The sequence below is a fragment of the Micromonospora sp. WMMD712 genome (genome assembly GCF_029581295.1).
GTDB classification, from domain to species: domain Bacteria; phylum Actinomycetota; class Actinomycetes; order Mycobacteriales; family Micromonosporaceae; genus Micromonospora; species Micromonospora carbonacea.
On the sequence record NZ_CP120743.1, the window covers coordinates 4,490,935 to 4,506,977 of the forward strand.

Annotated in this window: 16 protein-coding genes, 1 tRNA gene and 1 riboswitch; of the genes, 10 read left to right on the forward strand and 7 right to left on the reverse strand. The window is 69.4% G+C overall.

Annotated elements, in window-relative coordinates:
• Positions 1 to 97 precede the first annotated feature (97 nt).
• The 4 genes from O7633_RS19415 (at position 98) to O7633_RS19430 (ending at position 5,037) form a co-directional block, all read left to right on the forward strand.
• Entirely contained in the window at positions 98 to 1,408 is a 1,311-nt protein-coding gene (locus O7633_RS19415) for a hemolysin family protein (RefSeq protein ID WP_074475757.1), read from the forward strand.
• Positions 1,401 to 2,402 carry a hemolysin family protein gene (locus tag O7633_RS19420; RefSeq protein WP_074475666.1) on the forward strand — a complete coding sequence of 334 codons (1,002 nt, stop codon included), beginning with the start codon at positions 1,401 to 1,403 and terminating at the stop codon, positions 2,400 to 2,402. The genes O7633_RS19415 and O7633_RS19420 overlap by 8 nt, the downstream gene beginning before the upstream one ends.
• 209 nt (positions 2,403 to 2,611) lie before the next feature.
• Complete coding sequence (locus tag O7633_RS19425) at positions 2,612 to 3,628, forward strand: C40 family peptidase (RefSeq protein WP_282323435.1); 1,017 nt, start codon at positions 2,612 to 2,614, stop codon at positions 3,626 to 3,628.
• A 215-nt stretch (positions 3,629 to 3,843) separates the two neighbouring features.
• Positions 3,844 to 3,984: riboswitch (cyclic di-AMP (ydaO/yuaA leader) on the forward strand.
• A 12-nt stretch (positions 3,985 to 3,996) separates the two neighbouring features.
• Positions 3,997 to 5,037: an NlpC/P60 family protein gene (locus O7633_RS19430; protein WP_282323436.1), complete on the forward strand. Its 1,041-nt coding sequence runs from the start codon at positions 3,997 to 3,999 to the stop codon at positions 5,035 to 5,037.
• A 129-nt stretch (positions 5,038 to 5,166) separates the two neighbouring features.
• Here the strand turns inward: O7633_RS19430 and dcd are convergent, their stop codons facing one another.
• Positions 5,167 to 5,745, reverse strand: coding sequence for a dCTP deaminase (gene dcd / locus O7633_RS19435; RefSeq protein WP_074475664.1), 579 nt, complete (start codon positions 5,743 to 5,745; stop codon positions 5,167 to 5,169).
• 126 nt (positions 5,746 to 5,871) lie between these two features.
• Here dcd and O7633_RS19440 point away from each other — a divergent pair, with 126 nt between their 5' ends.
• Complete coding sequence (locus tag O7633_RS19440; RefSeq protein ID WP_278130541.1) at positions 5,872 to 6,477, forward strand: pyridoxamine 5'-phosphate oxidase family protein; 606 nt, start codon at positions 5,872 to 5,874, stop codon at positions 6,475 to 6,477.
• A gap of 71 nt (positions 6,478 to 6,548) precedes the next feature.
• Here the strand turns inward: O7633_RS19440 and O7633_RS19445 are convergent, their stop codons facing one another.
• On the reverse strand, positions 6,549 to 7,532 hold the full coding sequence (locus O7633_RS19445) for a zinc metalloprotease (RefSeq protein ID WP_074475662.1): 984 nt from the start codon (positions 7,530 to 7,532) through the stop codon (positions 6,549 to 6,551).
• A 243-nt stretch (positions 7,533 to 7,775) separates the two neighbouring features.
• On the opposite strand from O7633_RS19445, the gene O7633_RS19450 reads away from it, so the two are divergent.
• A tRNA-Gly gene (locus tag O7633_RS19450) sits at positions 7,776 to 7,849 on the forward strand.
• A 67-nt stretch (positions 7,850 to 7,916) separates the two neighbouring features.
• Positions 7,917 to 8,171, forward strand: coding sequence for a hypothetical protein (locus tag O7633_RS19455; protein WP_282323437.1), 255 nt, complete (start codon positions 7,917 to 7,919; stop codon positions 8,169 to 8,171).
• A 7-nt stretch (positions 8,172 to 8,178) separates the two neighbouring features.
• On the opposite strand, the gene O7633_RS19460 is transcribed toward O7633_RS19455, so the two are convergent.
• A complete protein-coding gene (locus tag O7633_RS19460; protein WP_282323438.1) occupies positions 8,179 to 8,538 on the reverse strand; it encodes a tyrosine-type recombinase/integrase in 360 nt (119 codons plus the stop codon).
• Positions 8,539 to 8,689: 151 nt separating this feature from the next.
• A complete protein-coding gene (locus O7633_RS19465; protein WP_282323439.1) occupies positions 8,690 to 10,996 on the reverse strand; it encodes a P-loop NTPase fold protein in 2,307 nt (768 codons plus the stop codon).
• 423 nt (positions 10,997 to 11,419) lie between these two features.
• On the opposite strand from O7633_RS19465, the gene O7633_RS19470 reads away from it, so the two are divergent.
• Entirely contained in the window at positions 11,420 to 11,740 is a 321-nt protein-coding gene (locus O7633_RS19470) for a hypothetical protein (RefSeq protein WP_282323440.1), read from the forward strand.
• 286 nt (positions 11,741 to 12,026) lie between these two features.
• On the opposite strand, the gene O7633_RS19475 is transcribed toward O7633_RS19470, so the two are convergent.
• Entirely contained in the window at positions 12,027 to 12,671 is a 645-nt protein-coding gene (locus O7633_RS19475; protein ID WP_282323441.1) for an SAM-dependent methyltransferase, read from the reverse strand.
• 91 nt (positions 12,672 to 12,762) lie between these two features.
• Here O7633_RS19475 and O7633_RS19480 point away from each other — a divergent pair, with 91 nt between their 5' ends.
• The gene (locus O7633_RS19480; protein ID WP_282323442.1) at positions 12,763 to 13,659 is read left to right on the forward strand and encodes an LLM class flavin-dependent oxidoreductase; all 897 of its coding nucleotides are present in this window, start codon (positions 12,763 to 12,765) and stop codon (positions 13,657 to 13,659) included.
• 71 nt (positions 13,660 to 13,730) lie between these two features.
• Here the strand turns inward: O7633_RS19480 and O7633_RS19485 are convergent, their stop codons facing one another.
• Entirely contained in the window at positions 13,731 to 14,120 is a 390-nt protein-coding gene (locus O7633_RS19485) for an ASCH domain-containing protein (RefSeq protein ID WP_282323443.1), read from the reverse strand.
• 287 nt (positions 14,121 to 14,407) lie between these two features.
• Between O7633_RS19485 and O7633_RS19490 the strand changes: the two genes are divergently transcribed.
• Positions 14,408 to 14,941, forward strand: coding sequence for an alpha/beta hydrolase (locus O7633_RS19490; protein WP_282323444.1), 534 nt, complete (start codon positions 14,408 to 14,410; stop codon positions 14,939 to 14,941).
• A gap of 10 nt (positions 14,942 to 14,951) precedes the next feature.
• Here the strand turns inward: O7633_RS19490 and O7633_RS19495 are convergent, their stop codons facing one another.
• Positions 14,952 to 16,013, reverse strand: a complete 1,062-nt coding sequence (locus O7633_RS19495) for a questin oxidase family protein (protein ID WP_282323445.1) — start codon at positions 16,011 to 16,013, stop codon at positions 14,952 to 14,954.
• Positions 16,014 to 16,043 lie beyond the last annotated feature (30 nt).

Here is a 16,043-nt window from a genome sequence, read left to right on the forward strand (position 1 = left end):
AGGCCGGTGCCGCGCGTAGTGATGTGCGGCCCGGCCCGTCGTGGAACAATCCTGCCGAGGTGAACCGATCATCGACAGTCTTCTGGTTGCCACGGTGTTGCCCCTGGCCGGCTTCGTGCTGCTGACCGCGGGCAACGCGTTCTTCGTAGCGGCCGAGTTCGCCCTGGTCACGGTGGACCGGCCGGAGATCGACCGACGGGCCGCCGCCGGCGACGGCGCGGCCAGGACGGTCCGCCGCGCACTGCACGAGCTGTCCTTCCAGCTCTCCGGCGCGCAGCTCGGCATCACCATCACCGCCCTGCTCACCGGATACCTGGCCGAGCCGGCGCTGGCCCGGCTGTTCGCCCCGGCGCTGCACCCGCTGGGGCCGGCGGCTGACCGGTTCACCCCGTTCCTCGCCCTGGCCCTGGCGACCCTGCTGTCCATGCTCTTCGGCGAGCTGGTGCCGAAGAACCTGGCGCTGGCCCGGCCGATGCCCGCCGCGCTGGCCACCGCCCGGGGCATGCGCGGCTTCTCCCGGGCCTTCGGGTGGCTGATCCGGGGGCTGAACAACTCGGCGAACACGCTGGTCCGCCGGCTCGGGGTGGAACCGCAGGAGGAGCTGGCCAGCGCCCGGTCCCCCGAGGAACTGGGCCTGCTGGCGGCGATCTCGGCCCGTGCCGGCGCGCTCCCGCCGGACACCGCGATGCTGCTGCGGCGCACCATCCGCTTCGGCGACAAGCGGGCGGCCGAGGCGATGACCCCCCGGGTGGACGTGATCGCGCTGCGCGCCACGGCGAGCGTCGCCGAGCTGCTGACCCTCGCCCAGCACACCGGCCGGACCAGGTTCCCCGTCTTCGAGGAGACCCTCGACCTGGTCACCGGCGTCGCGGCGGTGCCGGACGCGCTGGGCGTGCCGCTGGCCAACCGGGCCAGGACGACCGTCGCGTCGGTCGCCCGCGAGCCCGTGTACGTGCCGGAGAGCCTGGACCTCGACGGCGTCCTGGCCGCCCTCAAGGCGGCCGGCGCGGACCTGGCCATCGTCGTCGACGAGTACGGCGGCACCGACGGCGTGGTGACCGTGGAGGACCTGGTGGAGGAGCTGGTCGGGGAGATCGCCGACGAGTTCGACCCGGACGCGGTCGACGACGGCGGGCCGGTCGAGCTGACCGTGCCCGGCGGCGAGCGGACCGTCCTGGTCGACGGCGTGCTCCGCGAGGACGAGCTGGTCGAGCAGACGGGCTTCCGGCTGCCCGAGGGCCCCTACGAGACGCTCGGCGGCTTCCTGATGGCCCGGCTCGGGCACATCCCGGTGGCCGGCGAGACGGTCGAGGAGGGCGGGTACGAGTTCACCGTGGTCGAGGTGGAACGGCACCGGATCGAACAGGTGCGGGTGCTGCGCCCGGAGGAGCCCGGGGACGATGCCTGAACTGCTGGTCACCGTGCTGCTGCTGCTCGGCAACGCGTTCTTCGTCGGCAGCGAGTTCGCGCTGATCGCCTCCCGGCGGACGGTGATCGAACCGCTGGCGGCCGGCTCGAAGCGGGCCCGCTGGGCGCTGTCGGCGATGAACCAGATCCCGCTGATGATCGCCGGGGCGCAGCTCGGCATCACCATCTGCTCGCTGGGCCTCGGCGCGATCGCCGAACCGGCGCTGGCCCACCTGATCGAGCCGCTGTTCCACGCGCTGGGCCTGCCCGACGGCGCCGTGCACCCGGTGGCGTTCCTGATCGCCCTCGGCGTGGTGGTCTTCCTGCACACCGTGGTCGGCGAGATGGTGCCGAAGAACATCACCCTGGCCGGGCCGGAGCCGTCGGCGCTCTGGCTGGGGCCGGCGATGCTGGCGTTCTGCACGGCGACCAAACCGCTGCTGCTGGCGATGAAGTGGGCGTCGCGGCAGGTGCTGCGGATCTGGCGGGTCGAGGCGACGGACGCGGTCAAGACGGTGTTCACCGCCGAGGAACTGGCCGGTCTCGTGTCGCAGGCGCGGACGGAGGGCCTGCTCGACGCCGAGGAGCACGCCCGGATCACCGGGGCGCTCGCGCTGCACACCCGCACGGCGGCGGACGCCCTGCAACCCTGGTCGACGGTGACCACAGTGGCCGAGGACGTCTCACCGGCCTCGCTGGAGGTGCTGGCGACCCGCACCGGCCGGTCCCGGTTCCCGGTGGTGCAGCGGGCCACCCGCCGGGTGCTCGGCTTCGTGCACGTCAAGGACGTCCTCGGGTACGCGGGCGCGGAGCGCCGCGCCCCCGTGCCGGCCGGGGTCTACCATCCGCTGGCCGTGGTGCCGCCGGACCGTACGCTGGCCGACCTGCTGCTGTCGATGCGCCGCGAGCGGCGGCACATGGTGCTGGTGAGCGACGGCCGCCGCCCGCTCGGGGTGGTGACCCTCGACGACGTGCTGACCGCCATCGTCGGCTGACGGCCGGGCCGCCACCGTGCCCGTCGTCTCCGTCGCCGCAGTGCGGCCCACACCCGTTGTGCAGGAACGGTTTGCGGGGCGTCACGGTGTGCGGACCCGCCTTGATTCCTCGCGCGGGACTCCCCTAATGTGAGGCGCTGACCGCTGTGGGTCGTCTGCCTCGATCTTCCCTCTCGCGAGGCGCCCGGCGGTCGGTTGCGAAGGAGTCGGTGCCGGTGGCAACCATGCCCCCTCATCGTCATGCCCCGGAACGGTCACCCGCTCGCCCGGGTGGTGCCCGCCGTTTCGCACGCCGCCTGCTCACCCTGGTCGCGGCGGTCGCCGTCGGCGCCGGGACACTGACCGCGCCCGCGTACGCCGAGCCGTCGGTGGACGAGATCGAGGCGCAGATCGACAAGCAGTGGGAGCAGCTTGAGCCCACCATCGAGCAGTACAACAAGGTGTCTGTGCAGCTGAAGACGAATCGGGAGAAGGCGAAGGCGCTGGAGAAGAAGATCCAGCCGCTGGCGCTTGAGACCGAGCTGGCGATGGACCGTGTCGGCGACCTCGCCTCCCGCTACTACATCTCCGGCCCCTCGCAGGACATCGGCGCGCTGCTGGTCAGCACCAAGCCGGGCACCCTCGCCGAGCAGCTGACCATCCTGGACCGGCTGGCCGCGCAGGAGCGCAAGCAGGTCGAGGGCGTGCTCGCCGTCCGGGCGAAGTACGACACCGAGAAGCAGAAGCTCGACACGCTCATTGCCACCCAGGAAAAGCAGACCAAGGAACTGGCGGCGAAGAAGAAGCAGATCAACGCCGAGATCAAGCGGCTCCAGGCGTCGATGCCGAAGACCGTGGTGTCCGTCCAGGGATGCCCGACCATCACCGGCGTGATGAATTCGGATGCCCGCACCGCCATCAAGACCGCCTGCGCCCAGGTCGGCGACCCGTACGTCTTCAACACCGCCGGACCGGACACGTTCGACTGCTCCGGCCTGACCCAGTACGCCTACAAGGCCGCCGGGATCTATCTGCCGCACTTCACCGGCGACCAGTGGAAGAAGGGCAAGCTGGTTTCGCGCTCCGAGGCCCAGCCCGGTGACCTGGTCTTTTTCTTCAGCGACCTGCACCACGTCGGCCTCTACATCGGCAACGGCATGATGGTGCACGCGCCCCGGGCCGGCAAGCCGGTCAACGTGAGCAGCATCAACACCATGCCGATCGCCGGCTTCCGCCGAATCGCCTGATCACCGAGCCCGGCCCCCGCGAAGGCCGCGCCGCGCAGCACCGCCCGAAGGCCCCCGGTCTCACCAGACCGGGGGCCTTCGACGCGCGGCGGACATCGACGCCGGCCACGGGCCTGTACGGTGTGTCACGGCCGGTCGGGTTGCGGATCGACGGCGATCGTCTCTACTCTGGCCAATTGTCGGCCGGTAGCTGCACCGCCCAGCCGGGTGGTGACGGTGCGACACCGCCGAGTCGCCTCCGGGCGAGCCGGGGACCCAGGTACGCCGGGGTGAATCCGCAGCGGCGCTGCGGTAGGGCGCTCTCCCTTCCCGCCCGAACCCGTCAGCTAACCCGGTAGGCGGTAGAGGAAGAAGGAGAACGGAGCCCGGTGGCACACCATGCTCCGCGGCGCCCGTCACGCCGGTCGGCCGACGCCGACCGGACGCCGGCCGCGCCGCGTCCCCGCTGGTCACGCTGCACCACCGTCCTCGCCGCACTGGTCGGCGTCGCCGTCGTCCTGACCGGCGCACCGACCGTGGCCCACGCCGACCCCTCGGTCGCCGAGATCGAGCGGCAGATCGACGAGGACTGGAACAAGCTCGAACCGATCATCGAGCGGCACAACGCCACCCGGCAGGACCTCGCCGCCAAGCGCAAGCAGGCCGACGCGCTCGCCGCGCAGATCGGGCCCCTCCAGCGCCAGGTGGACGAGGCGTTGAAGAAGGTCGGCGGCCTCGCCGCCGAGGCGTACAAGGGCGACAACCTGTCGGTGGTCAACGCCCTGCTCGGCAGCCGCACGCCCAGTCAGATGATGGGGCAACTGGAGCTGCTCGACCGGTTCGCCCAGCGCCAGCAGCACGACGTCCAGGCGGTCGTCGACCTCCGCGACGAACTGGCCGCGAAGAAGCAGCCCCTCGACGAGATGGTCGTTCAGCTCACCCGCACCGAGGCCCAGCTCGCCGCGAAGAAGAAGCAGATCAACGCCGAGATCGACCGCCTGCAGAAGCTGCGGCTGAAGGTCTACGGCAACGGAGGCGGCGGCCCCCTGAAGCCCGCCCCCTGCCCGGCGTCCTACCCGGGCGGCGGCGCGGGGACGGCGGTGAAGTTCGCCTGCGCCCAGATCGGCAAGCCCTACGTCTGGGGTGCCGAGGGCCCGAACTCGTACGACTGCTCGGGGCTGATGCTGGCCTCGTGGGCGAAGGCCGGCGTCTCGCTGCCGCACAACGCGGCCCAGCAGCGGTCGGTGACCGCCCGCGTCAGCCGCGCCGACCTGCGCCCCGGCGACCTGGTCTTCTACTACTCCGACCTGCACCACGTCGGCATGTACGTGGGCGGGGGCTGGGTGGTGCACGCCTCCCGGGCCGGCGTCCCGGTGAAGATGAAGCGCGTCGACGACGGCCCGATCCACAGCTACGGCCGCCCCTCCTGAGGAGGCAAGGAAGGGCCCCTTCTTAACGCATACGGTCGAGAAGGGGCCCCTTCTCACACCCTGGCGAGGGCGGCGTGGCGCGCCGCCGCCCGCAGCCGCAGCCGCAGCGGGAGGGTCGGCGGGGCGGCGTCAGCGGGGCGGCCAGGTGCGCCAGTTGCGCCAGGAGCGGCTCGGGGTCGGGCCGCGCTGGCCCTGGTAGCGCGAGCCGTAGACCGCCGAACCGTACGGGTGCTCGGCCGGCGACGACAGCCGGAAGATGCAGAGCTGGCCGATCTTCATGCCCGGCCAGAGCGTGATCGGCAGGTTCGCCACGTTGGACAGCTCCAGCGTGACGTGGCCGGTGAAGCCCGGGTCGATGAAGCCGGCCGTGGAGTGGGTGAGCAGCCCCAGCCGGCCCAGCGAGCTCTTGCCCTCCAGCCGGCCGGCGAGCTGATCGCCGAGCGAGATCACCTCCAGCGTGGAGGCGAGCACGAACTCGCCGGGGTGCAGCACGAACGGCTCGCCGTCGGGCACCTCGATCATGGAGGTCAGGTCGTCCTGCTGCACGGACGGGTCGATGTGCGTGTAGAGGTGGTTGTTGAAGACCCGGAAGAGCTTGTCGAGGCGTACGTCGATGCTCGACGGCTGCACCAGGGTCGGCTCGAACGGCTCCAGCGCGAGCGTGCCGGCCTTCAGCTCGGCGACGAGGTCGCGGTCGGAAAGCAGCATCGCAACACCATAGCGAGGTGCGTGGGTAGGACCGGTCAGCGGGGCTGGTCAGCGGGCCTGCGAATCGGGCGCCCGACCCGCGCGTCGCGCTTCGCGTGTCGTACAGGTGTTCGATAGAATGCGGGCATGGCTTCCTGGTCCGAATTCGCCGCTGACGAGCCACGACTCGCCGACGGGATCCGTCATCTCATGCAGCAGTACGGGCCGGGCTTCGGCTACCTGGCCACCGTCCGCGCCGACGGCGGGCCCCGGGTGCACCCGGTCTCCCCGGTGATCACCGACGAGGGGCTCTTCTGCTTCGTCGTCGACTCGCCGAAGCGGCGCGACCTCGAACGCGACGGCCGCTACGCGCTGCACTCCTTCCCGCCGGAGGACAGCGACGACGAGGCGTACGTGGCCGGGCACGCCCGGCCGGTGACCGACCAGGCCCGGGTTGCCCGGCTCGCCGAGATCGGGCGGGCCGCGCCGCAGGTGGACTGGCGGCTCTTCGAGTTCACCGTCGACGTGGCGATGCTGGCCCGGCGCGGCGACGTCGGCGCCGTCCGCCCCGGCGAGGCGACCGACCGGCCCGCCGTGCAGGTCTGGCTCGACCCCGGAGCCGCCGGAGCTGCGAGCGCCGGCACTACCACCACCACCGACGCCGCGAGCGCCGCCCCGGGCGGGGGCGCGGTCGGCGTACCGGATCGGCGGTCGGCCCTCGACGGGCGCGGTGCCCATCGTGCGGCGGCCTGACCCCCACAGACGCCGGCGCCGGCCCGTCGGGAGACGGAGCCGGCACCGGGGCGATCAGCAGCAGGGGTACGTCAGGCCGCGCGGTACGCGTTCCACGCGGTCAGCATCCGCTCCGCCTGGCCGGCGGTGAACTGGTACATGCACGTGTCGTAGGTGTAGTCCATGAAGTTGGTGATCGGGTCCAGCCCGGCCGCGGTGCAGGTGTCCCGCCCGGTCGGGCACTGGTACGCCGGCTCGGCCTCGGCCGGGGTGTCGCTCACGCCGTCGCCGGAGCCCCGGCAGCCGCCCTGGAAGGTGTGGTAGAGGTTCAGCCAGTGGCCGACCTCGTGGGTGCCGGTGTCGCCCTGGTTGTAGTTGGTGGCGGTGCCGCCCGGCAGCGACTCGGTCAGCACGACGACGCCGTCCATGCTGTCCAGCCGGCGCTTCGGGAAGGTGGCCCAGCCGAGCAGGTCGTCGCTCAGCTCGCCGAGGTAGACGTTGAGCGTGTTCTTGCCGCCCTCGCGCAGCGAGGTCTTCATCGAACGCTCGGCCGAGGAGCCCTGCACGATCGGGTACCACGCCGGGTTGGTGACCCGGTTGATCTTCTGGAGCTGGAAGCTGAAGGCGGTGGCCGCGCCGCCGGTGCCACCGCTGTAGGCCTCGTTCAACACGCTGATCTGCGAGTTGATCATCGAGTCGGGGATGTTGCCGCCGGCCCGGGTGCCGTCCTCCTGGATGACGTGCACGACGACCGGGATGGTCACGGCGGCGAGCGCGGCGGCACCGGCACCGGTCCGGAAGTTGGCCCGCTCACGCAGGGCGGCGGCGAGGTCGGCCTCCCGCTCGCGGGTCTCCTTGGCGGTCAGTTCGTTCGGCTCCTGCTTGGCGTGCGCGCCGGCCTTCACCCGGGCGTCCGAGTGGACGTCGGCCGGCTCGGCGCACGCGTCGGCCGGTGCGGCGGAGAACGCCGAAGCGGCCGGGACGACACCCACGGCGGCGGTGCTGAGCAGGAGCGCGAGGGTCGTCGACGCGACGCCGGCGGTGCGCCGGGTCAGCAGGTTGGGACGGAGTCCCATGGGCCCACCTCTTTCTGGCGGCGCGGCAGGGGGTGTGTCGCGCCGTGGCTTGAACGTGCGGGAGACGTTACAACCGATCGAGAGATTTGAGAATGGGCATATGTTGCGGCGATGAAAATCCTGCGCACCGTCGATGGCCTGCGGATCTTGGTCGCCGGGGTGTCGGCGTGGTCGGGATGGTGGAGCACGTGAGGGGGTGCCTGGGTGCAGGCGGCGACGGCGTCGGGTACAGTGGGTCCGCCTGCGGGTGTAGTTCAATGGCAGAACATCAGCTTCCCAAGCTGACAGTGCGGGTTCGATTCCCGTCACCCGCTCCACGCACGAAGGCCCTGGTCAGGACGTAAGTCCCGAGCCGGGGCCTTCGAGGTTTCAAGGTCAACGATCATGCGGCGTGCCATCGGCGTGCCATTACCGTCAGACGAAGGGCTGTACGTGGAGGTCAAGCTCAAGCTCGATGACGTATCCATCGGGCTGGGGAACAAAGGCATACTCCTCAAGATCTCGGACAATCAGGGCAAGCATGTGGGTGACCTCCGGATCGGGAAGGCGACCGTCGAGTGGATGAAGGGGCGCACGCGCGACGGTAACGGCATCAAGATCAAGCTTGAAGATCTGATCAAGTGCATTGAGGGCCTCTGACCTAGCCCTACGGTCGAGTGACGGTGATCTGAGCATCCAGCGCTTGGGCAATGGCTTGGTCTGCCTCCGACGTCGCGTGCTGGTAGATCAGCGCGGCCTGCGGCGAGTCGTGACCCATCCGAGCCATCAGGTCGCGGGTGCTCGCCCCGGTCCGGGCGGCGAGGGTGTTCCCGGTGTGTCGCAGATCGTGGAAGTGCAGGTTCGGCTGTCCGATCTGGGACACGCTCCCCTTCCAAGCGATGATCTTGTTGAGGTTGCCCCGCCAGATCGGACGCCCGCTCTCGGTGGTGAAGGCCGCCGCAAACACGGAGTTGGCGAAGCTGTTCAACGTGGAGGTCGGGACAGAACTGATCGAGTACCAGACCATTGCGCGAATCGGCGACAGGGTCGATTCCGTTACGAGGTGCTATCGACTGAAGGCAGCATCCGTGGGGCCTGAATAATCATTTAGCCAAGACAAGGTTGGCTGAATGGTCGGAAGCTCGTCGCAAAGCGGAGTCGTCTTAGAGTTTCGCCCTTCAGCCGATAGTCAGGCGTTCCTCTTCGCGAAGTCTCTGAATGTGGACCAAGGCCAACTCGACGCTGGCGGGCATGACGCTTCGCGCTACAGCTAGCGCCTGTGCGGATTCCGCCAATCCCTCAACATCCTTCACTTCCTCATGCCAGAATTGCGTAAACACCTGCAGGATGGTGCCGTAGTAAAATAGCGCCACCCCTAGCTCCATCGAAATCCGGCCACCCCTGCCGGTTTCTCCTTCTTCGACGAGATCAGAAGCGGCTCGCAGTACGGAAAACGCATCCCTTTCGGGCCACTCTGGGTCGGCTAGCATCTTCAGTAAACCGAAAGCCTCCAAGCCGGTCAGCTCGTTATTGACACGTCCGATCAAGCCGGACTTAAGGCGTCTGACTTCTTGAAGTACAATCTCATATAGCAAAAACAACAAGTCGTTCTGCTTATTTGTGCGCCGGATATCGATGAGCGCACGGGCGGTGCGAATCAACTCGCGGGGGATCCCGCCGCTGAGCGAATGGCATAGGGCTATGAATGCTTGGGGAAATCCCACAAGCCGCCGCGCCAGCATCTCTTTGGCCTGATCAAAGTCTAGAACTGAAAGTCTGACCACCTCGTCAAACGTACTGTCGAGGACGGGGCGAATTCCTACCATTCTTCTCTCAAATTGGGAGAGGGCATCCTCCGAGACCGTAACTAGGTAAGTGCAGTGCGGGATTCCGAATATTCCTTTAATATCGTTTATGAATCGCTCGGCTGCTTCAACCTCAGTCACTCGATCCAATTCGTCGATAATAACGACAAGGTGGCCCGAGGGCCAGAACTGACGCCACCATGATAGGGAATAATCGACAAACGACCTATATGAATGAACGAGGTCGGGGAGCGAGGCCGGCTGTTCCATCAGCTGTCTAGTCCGCTTCCGGCCCAGCTCAAGACCTACCTTCGCCTTGATTCCTCCGCTACGCTCGATCGCCACGTTCTGTAAGAAGCGGAGACGTTCCTCGTCTCGTACAGCGCGGTCAACTATTCCACCTGCGCCCGGCACGCGTTTATAGGGCCGCAGCGCCCCGAGCAAGACGTAGAGCACAGCAAGCAAAGCTAGGTAGCTGCCAGCCTGCCAGATATTCAGTGGGATCAGACGGGCGCCCCCGTAGGATTCAATAACTGCCCTTGCTGGCCGCCACTGCGTGAGAGCGACTAGCGCAGCGGACAGAATAATTATAGCTCTGAGGGTCGTGAGAATGACTCTCGCCGCCCTTTTGGGCCGCGAAGCAGTCATTACGGAGACTCTTCTGATAACGTATTCACACAACTGGCGATACAAGGTTATAACGAATTCCTTTGGCTCATATGAAGCTGGAGCTGCCAGCGAGATGCAAAGGCTAGAACTCAATCTATGGCTTGTAGCGATGCTGTGGAGCAATGTGCTCTTGCCGGCCCCGCGTGGTCCGCTAATTGCCACAGCTGAAGCGCCTAGCTCGTGGATCAGAGTAGCAATTCTATCCACTTCCACTCTGTCGATAACATATAGGCGATCCGTTGTAGAGCTTAAGGCTGGGGCTCTGTCGAATCTGAGATCAGTCGGAGACTGCTCTTCTGACATCTCATTAAAAGCTACACGCACGTAAGGGAGCATTTCCTCCTTAGCCTTCAGCTTCAATTGAACATAATCGCGATAGTGCTTTCGAACCTCTATCCAAATCCCGTAAACAGCAGCTGCCATCAAGCCGGATAACACGATTCCTAGCGCAACAGAGCCTTCACGTCCTAGCGGTGCTAGAGTCTCATGCATCCACTTTGTAGACGGAAACTCCGAAAGACGCTTTGAATCATTGTCACGCCATTTGTTCGGGATGCCATTAACTATTAACAAGAGAAGGTATGCGACTGCGGCCACGATCACAGCCGCAAGCTGCGTCCGGTCCTTAAGGCCCTTCCTTAACTTTATGAATCTTCGAACGATCCACTCTTCGTTATCTTTAAGGTGTGCCAGGACAAACGTGATGGATCCAGAGATTCTCGCCGAATGAGAGAACTCTGGCTCGGAAAGGATGGCGGCAATAACGTTTCTCGTCCACCTCTCACTGCTATTTGAGCGACGCTTCTCGTTCTCGGCTTCCAGATGTCGTGCCAGTTCAATGGCTGATCGTGCCAGCCATTGGATTGATATGATGAGAATATAGATGGCAGCTAGACTCGCTATCTTTAGTTGGTCTGAGCGTTTCGCGCCATCTCTTGAAGGTCCGTCATCTTCTGGCGACAATTCCTCGGTTCGATCTTCCGAAAGTTTGTTTGGGTGATCGCTAGGCATTGACTTTGCCTACAGCATCAGACCCCAGCCCCGAGCGTTCAGTCAACAAGCTGACACGCTGCCGACAGCCGCCAGGAATGAGGACAGTTGCTTCCCGAAGCCACTGCCGATTTCTTCTGTTCTGGATCAAGGCACCGCGCTGCGCGCGGTGCGGGCGCGGTGGCCCCGTCCGGCGGCAAGCCGCCCCGGTCGTCTGCGACGCCGGGGCGGGAAGCCGCCGACAGCCGACGGGCTGCCGCGCCCGCAGCGTCCCGAATCCGGATGACGACCACGACCAGGCCGTGACGATCGCCAGCGTGGCCGGTCGCCGTCGAGCTTCTGGCGATCGGCTGCCGCGCCGGCTTCGCCGGCTTGCCCTCGGCCCTCTCTGGTCACCCGCGTCGCGCTGGAGCCGACCACACCGGGTCCGCCTACGCTGGCGCGGTGGACGCGGGCAGGGTGTGGCGGTTGTATCACCGGGGCGAGCTGGTCGGCGAGATCGACGAGCAGAGTCACGACTTCCCATGGACGTACGGCCGGTTCCGTCTCCTGTCGGGGTTCGAGCCACTACGCCCGCTCTTCGTCGCCCGGAGCGCCGCCCTCGACGCGAACGACGACGAGGCCATGATCCGGATCGACGACGAGATCCGGGCCGCCCTCACGATGACCCACCCGGACGGCCGTCCGGTGGCCGAGTTCCTGCTGAGCATTGAAGACGACGAGGCCGGGTTCCGGTGGCATGACGAGCCGTTCGAGGACGGGTAGCCCGTGCCATTCGCGTGCCATTAAGGCAGGACAGCCGGGGTCAACCCAGGCCACCCGGGACCGCCGCGACCAGGCCGCCGGCCCCACGACCTGCCGCCCATCGTCAATTCCCAAGCTGACAGTGCGGGTTCGATTCCCGTCACCCGCTCCACGCACGAAGGCCCTGGTCAGGACGCAAGTCCCGAGCCGGGGCCTTCGACGTTCCGGCGGCAACATCGACTTCATGTCGGCGACATCGCTGTGTCCGGGCCACCGGGACACCGCCACATCGCCGACATGAAGTCGATCATGGTTGCCGGACGAACGTGAACAGCGTCGCTGCGGCGGCCAGCGGTCGGGGCGTGCCCGTGAACCGGTGCACGCCGACCGAGAAGAGCACCCCGTCCGGCGCGTGGAACGCCCGCTCGGCGAAACCGGAGTCCCGCAGCCAGCCCCGCAGCGCCGGGGTCAGGTCGGGGGCGCGCCGGGTCCGCGTCCAGATCACCGTGGCACCGGCCGCGCAGAGCTGCGGCAGGGCGGCCACGGTTCGGCGTACGTCATGGTCGTCGATGTTGCCGAAGACGCCCGCCATCAGCACCAGGTCGGCGGGCACCGAGCCCGCGTACGACGAGAGTCGGCCCGCGTCCGCCCGCCGGACGGTGACGTTTGCGAGGCCGGCCCGGGCGACGGCTGCCCGGGCGACGGCGACGTTGCCCGGGTCGTACTCCAGGAGCGTGGCGCGGACGCGGCCCGCATCGGCCCGGCCAGCCAGCGCACCGACCAGGTCGTGTCCCTGGCCCGCACAGGCGCTGACGACCCTCAGCGACTCGCCGGGCCGCTCGTCCAGCCATGAGGTGATCGCCCCGCGCACCAGCCGCAGCCGGCGGGACAGCGGCGAGTCCTCGTCGGCGTACGGCTCGTGCCACGCCCGCCAGTCGGTCCCGGTCGTCATGCCGTCGAGCCTGCCAGCCTGCCGCCCGGTCGGCAGCAGGCGCTCGCCGGGGCGCGACGTCCGCGGCCGGTCGGGTCGTACGCTGACGTTCATGCGGATTGGCATCGTGATCCTTCCGGACCAGCGTTGGGCGCAGTCGCAGCGTCGCTGGCGGCAGGCGGAGGAGTGGGGCTTCGACCACGCCTGGACGTACGACCACCTGGGCTGGCGGGACCTGGTCGACGGGCCCTGGTTCGACTCGATGACCACGCTGACCGCCGCCGCATGCGTGACCTCCCGGATCGGGCTCGGCACCCTCGTGGCCTCGCCGAACTTCCGCCACCCGGCGGCCTTCGCCCGGCAGGTCACCGCCCTCGACGACGTCTCCGGCGGCCGGCTCCTGCTCGGCGTCGGCGCGGGCGGAGTCGGTTTCGACTCGGCCGTGCTGGGCGGGGAGACGCTGCCGCCCCGCCAGCGCGTCGACCGGCTCGCCGAGTTCGTCGAGCTGCTCGACCTGATCCTGCGCGAGGACGGCACCACCTGGCGTGGCGACTGGTTCGCCGCCGTGGACGCCCGCAACAACCCCGGCTGCGTGCAGTCTCCCCGGGTGCCGTTCGTGATGGCCGCCAACGGCCCCCGCTCGATGCGGCTGGTGGCCCGGTTCGGGCAGGGCTGGGTCACCACCGGCACGGGCGGCGACGACGTGGAGCAGTGGTGGGGCACGGTGGCCGACCTCGCCGCCCGGATGGACCGGGCGCTGGTCGAGGCCGGCCGCGACCCGGCCACTCTGGACCGCTACCTGTCGCTCGACTCCGCCCCGGCGTTCTCGCTGCGCAGCGCGGACTTCTTCGCCGAGCAGGTCGGGCGGGCCGCCGCGCTCGGCTTCACCGACGTGGTGACGCACTGGCCCCGGGCCAGCAGCTGGTACGCCGGGGACGAGGCCGTCCTGGTGGACGCGGCCACCCGCCTCCTGCCGGAGCTGCGCCGCCTGACGCCGGCTGGCCGCTAACCCGTCGCCGGGGTGTGAGGGTGTGAGAAGGGGACCCTTCTCGACCGTATGCGTTAACAGGGGGCCCTTCCTTACCCGAGGCGGAAGCGCACGCAGACGATCCGGCTGTCGTCGGTGACGGGGGTGCCGACCCGCGCCCAGTAGGCGGCGTGCCCGGCCCTCCACTCCTCGATCGACCGGTCGCCCTCCCCTTCGGCGCGGGCGAAGTCCCACGGCACGTCGGCGAAGCGCACCACGTCGACGCCGGTCACCTCGACGGTTCCGACGGGCGCGTCGTGGTCGTCGACGAGGGCGAGCCGCTCGCCGACGTGCTCCAGTTCCTCGCCCTCCTCGGCGTACTCGTCGGTCAGGCCGGCGGTCGCCGTCTTGGCCCCGGCCAGCACCAGGGAGTTGAGTCTCGCCCGCAGCTCGCCGGGGGTGCCGAGGGCGAGGCTGCGCAGTCCGTCGATCCGGGGCCACATCCCGCCGAGGCTACGCGGCCCGGCCGCGTCCCGCCGCCGGATTCGGGCGCGGGGCGCGCGGCACCGGCGACCTGCCCCGCCCCGGCGCACCCCGCCCGTCCGCGTGCGGCCCGCCCGTCCGCGTGCGGCCCGCCCTGTCCCGCTCCGGCCCGGCCCGCCCTGCCCCGCTCCGGCCCGTTCGCGCCCGCTCCGGCCCGCCCGGCGCATCCGTGTCGGAGCGGTGCGACTGCCCGGCGTGTCCGGGGCGTTACGGTGGCGGGCAGGTGGGCTGGCGAAGGGATCGGGTGATGGCGGACCGGCGTGCGGTGCTGATTCCGGGGCAGGGCTACGACACCCGGGGGCCACTGTTCGCGTACGGCGGTGAGGCCCTGCGCCGGATCGGCTTCGACGTCGACGAGATCAGCTGGCGGCCACCGGCGGACCTGGATCTGGACCGGGCGGGGGCCTGGGTGGCCGAGCAGGTCGCCCCGGCGCTGGCGGAGCCGGCGAACCTGCTGGTCGGCAAGTCGCTGGGCAGCTTCGCCGCCCCGTTCGCGGCCGACCTGGGGCTGCCGGCGGTGTGGCTCACCCCGCTGCTGCGTCGCGCCGACGTGACCGAGGCACTGGCCCGCGCGACCGCGCCGTTCCTGCTGGTCGGCGGCACCGCCGATGCCATGTGGGACGGCACCCAGGCCCGCCGGCTCAGCCCGCACGTGCTGGAGGTCGACGGGGCCGACCACTCGTTGCTGGTGCCCGGCCCGCTGGCCCGCTCGGCGGAGGTGCTGGGCATGGTCTGCACCGCCGTGGAGGAGTTCCTCGGCGGAGCCGGCTCCGGCGACTGAGCCGCCCCGTTCAGATGAGCTGCGCCGCGTAGCCGGCCGCGGCGAGCACCCGCTCGTCCCCCGTCGCCGCGTGGGCGTCCAGCACCGCGTCGGCGAGCTTCACCACGTGCTCGTCGCCGTGCCGGGCCGCGCGGGCGAAGACCTCCGCCGGGGTGCCGGTGGCGACGGCCGGTGGGGCGACGCCGGTCGGGGAGGCGTAGACGGCGGTGACGGCCGCCGTCGCGGACCAGGCCGCGGCGAGGCTCGGCGCCCAGAGCCCGGGGTCCAGCTCCGGCAGCGTACGCAGCACCGCCGTCGGCGCGGTCACCGCGTGCACCAGCATGACGGGTTCCGCCTGCCCGTACCGGAGGTAGTCGAGGCTCGCCCGGTGCACCAGCTCGGCGAGCCCTCGCTGCGCCTCCGCCGGGGTCCGCGCGGGGCGCAGCGCCGCGAGCGACGACCCCCATTCGGGTACGTCCGGCAACCGGCCCAGCCGCTCGCGGATGCCGCCGGTGCGGTCGGCGATGCGGGGCAGCCCGGCCAGCGCGGCGGCCACCCCGGTCTCGCCGTTCTCCCCGCTCTGCCCGCTCTTCCCGACGGGAGGTGCCGCCGGCGGCAGGGATGCGCCCGGTACCGGCTGCCAGCGCGCGGCCCAGTAGGCGAGGGCCTGGCCGAGTTCGGTGCGCCGGTCCGGGCTGGTCTCGTCGGCCCGCAGCGCCCGCACCGCGTGCCCGACCCGGATGACGCCGTGGGTGGCCCCGGCGGCGATGCCCGGCAGCAGCCGGGGCCACCAGGTGCCGAGGATGTCCCGCCAGGGCCGTTCGCGCAGCTCCCGGTCGAAGTGGGCGAGCCAGTCGCCGGCCCGCTTCGGGTCGCCGAGGGCGGCCCGCCAGTCGTCGATCGGCCGGAGGCCGCGCGGCAGCTCGTCGAGCCGCCGCAGGTAGGCGTCCAGCCAGCGGTGCACCTTGGCGTCGTGCCCGTGCCGGGCCAGCGCCTCGACCGCCATCGGGCCGTGGTTGGAGAGCCAGCCCTCGAACTCCGGGCCGGTGCGGTGCAACCGCCGGTACGCCTCGTCCAGGATTCCGTCGTCCATGCCTCCGATCGTGCGACTTGAAGCATGCTT

Coding starts and splice junctions, on each gene's coding strand:
- O7633_RS19420 (WP_074475666.1), top strand. CDS start 1,401: ATGCCTGAACTGCTGGTCACCGTGCTGCTGCTGCTCGGCAACGCGTTC.
- dcd (WP_074475664.1), bottom strand. CDS start 5,745: ATGCTGCTTTCCGACCGCGACCTCGTCGCCGAGCTGAAGGCCGGCACG.
- O7633_RS19440 (WP_278130541.1), top strand. CDS start 5,872: ATGGCTTCCTGGTCCGAATTCGCCGCTGACGAGCCACGACTCGCCGAC.
- O7633_RS19445 (WP_074475662.1), bottom strand. CDS start 7,532: ATGGGACTCCGTCCCAACCTGCTGACCCGGCGCACCGCCGGCGTCGCG.
- O7633_RS19455 (WP_282323437.1), top strand. CDS start 7,917: ATGCGGCGTGCCATCGGCGTGCCATTACCGTCAGACGAAGGGCTGTAC.
- O7633_RS19460 (WP_282323438.1), bottom strand. CDS start 8,538: ATGGTCTGGTACTCGATCAGTTCTGTCCCGACCTCCACGTTGAACAGC.
- O7633_RS19465 (WP_282323439.1), bottom strand. CDS start 10,996: ATGCCTAGCGATCACCCAAACAAACTTTCGGAAGATCGAACCGAGGAA.
- O7633_RS19475 (WP_282323441.1), bottom strand. CDS start 12,671: ATGACGACCGGGACCGACTGGCGGGCGTGGCACGAGCCGTACGCCGAC.
- O7633_RS19480 (WP_282323442.1), top strand. CDS start 12,763: ATGCGGATTGGCATCGTGATCCTTCCGGACCAGCGTTGGGCGCAGTCG.
- O7633_RS19485 (WP_282323443.1), bottom strand. CDS start 14,120: ATGTGGCCCCGGATCGACGGACTGCGCAGCCTCGCCCTCGGCACCCCC.
- O7633_RS19490 (WP_282323444.1), top strand. CDS start 14,408: ATGGCGGACCGGCGTGCGGTGCTGATTCCGGGGCAGGGCTACGACACC.
- O7633_RS19495 (WP_282323445.1), bottom strand. CDS start 16,013: ATGGACGACGGAATCCTGGACGAGGCGTACCGGCGGTTGCACCGCACC.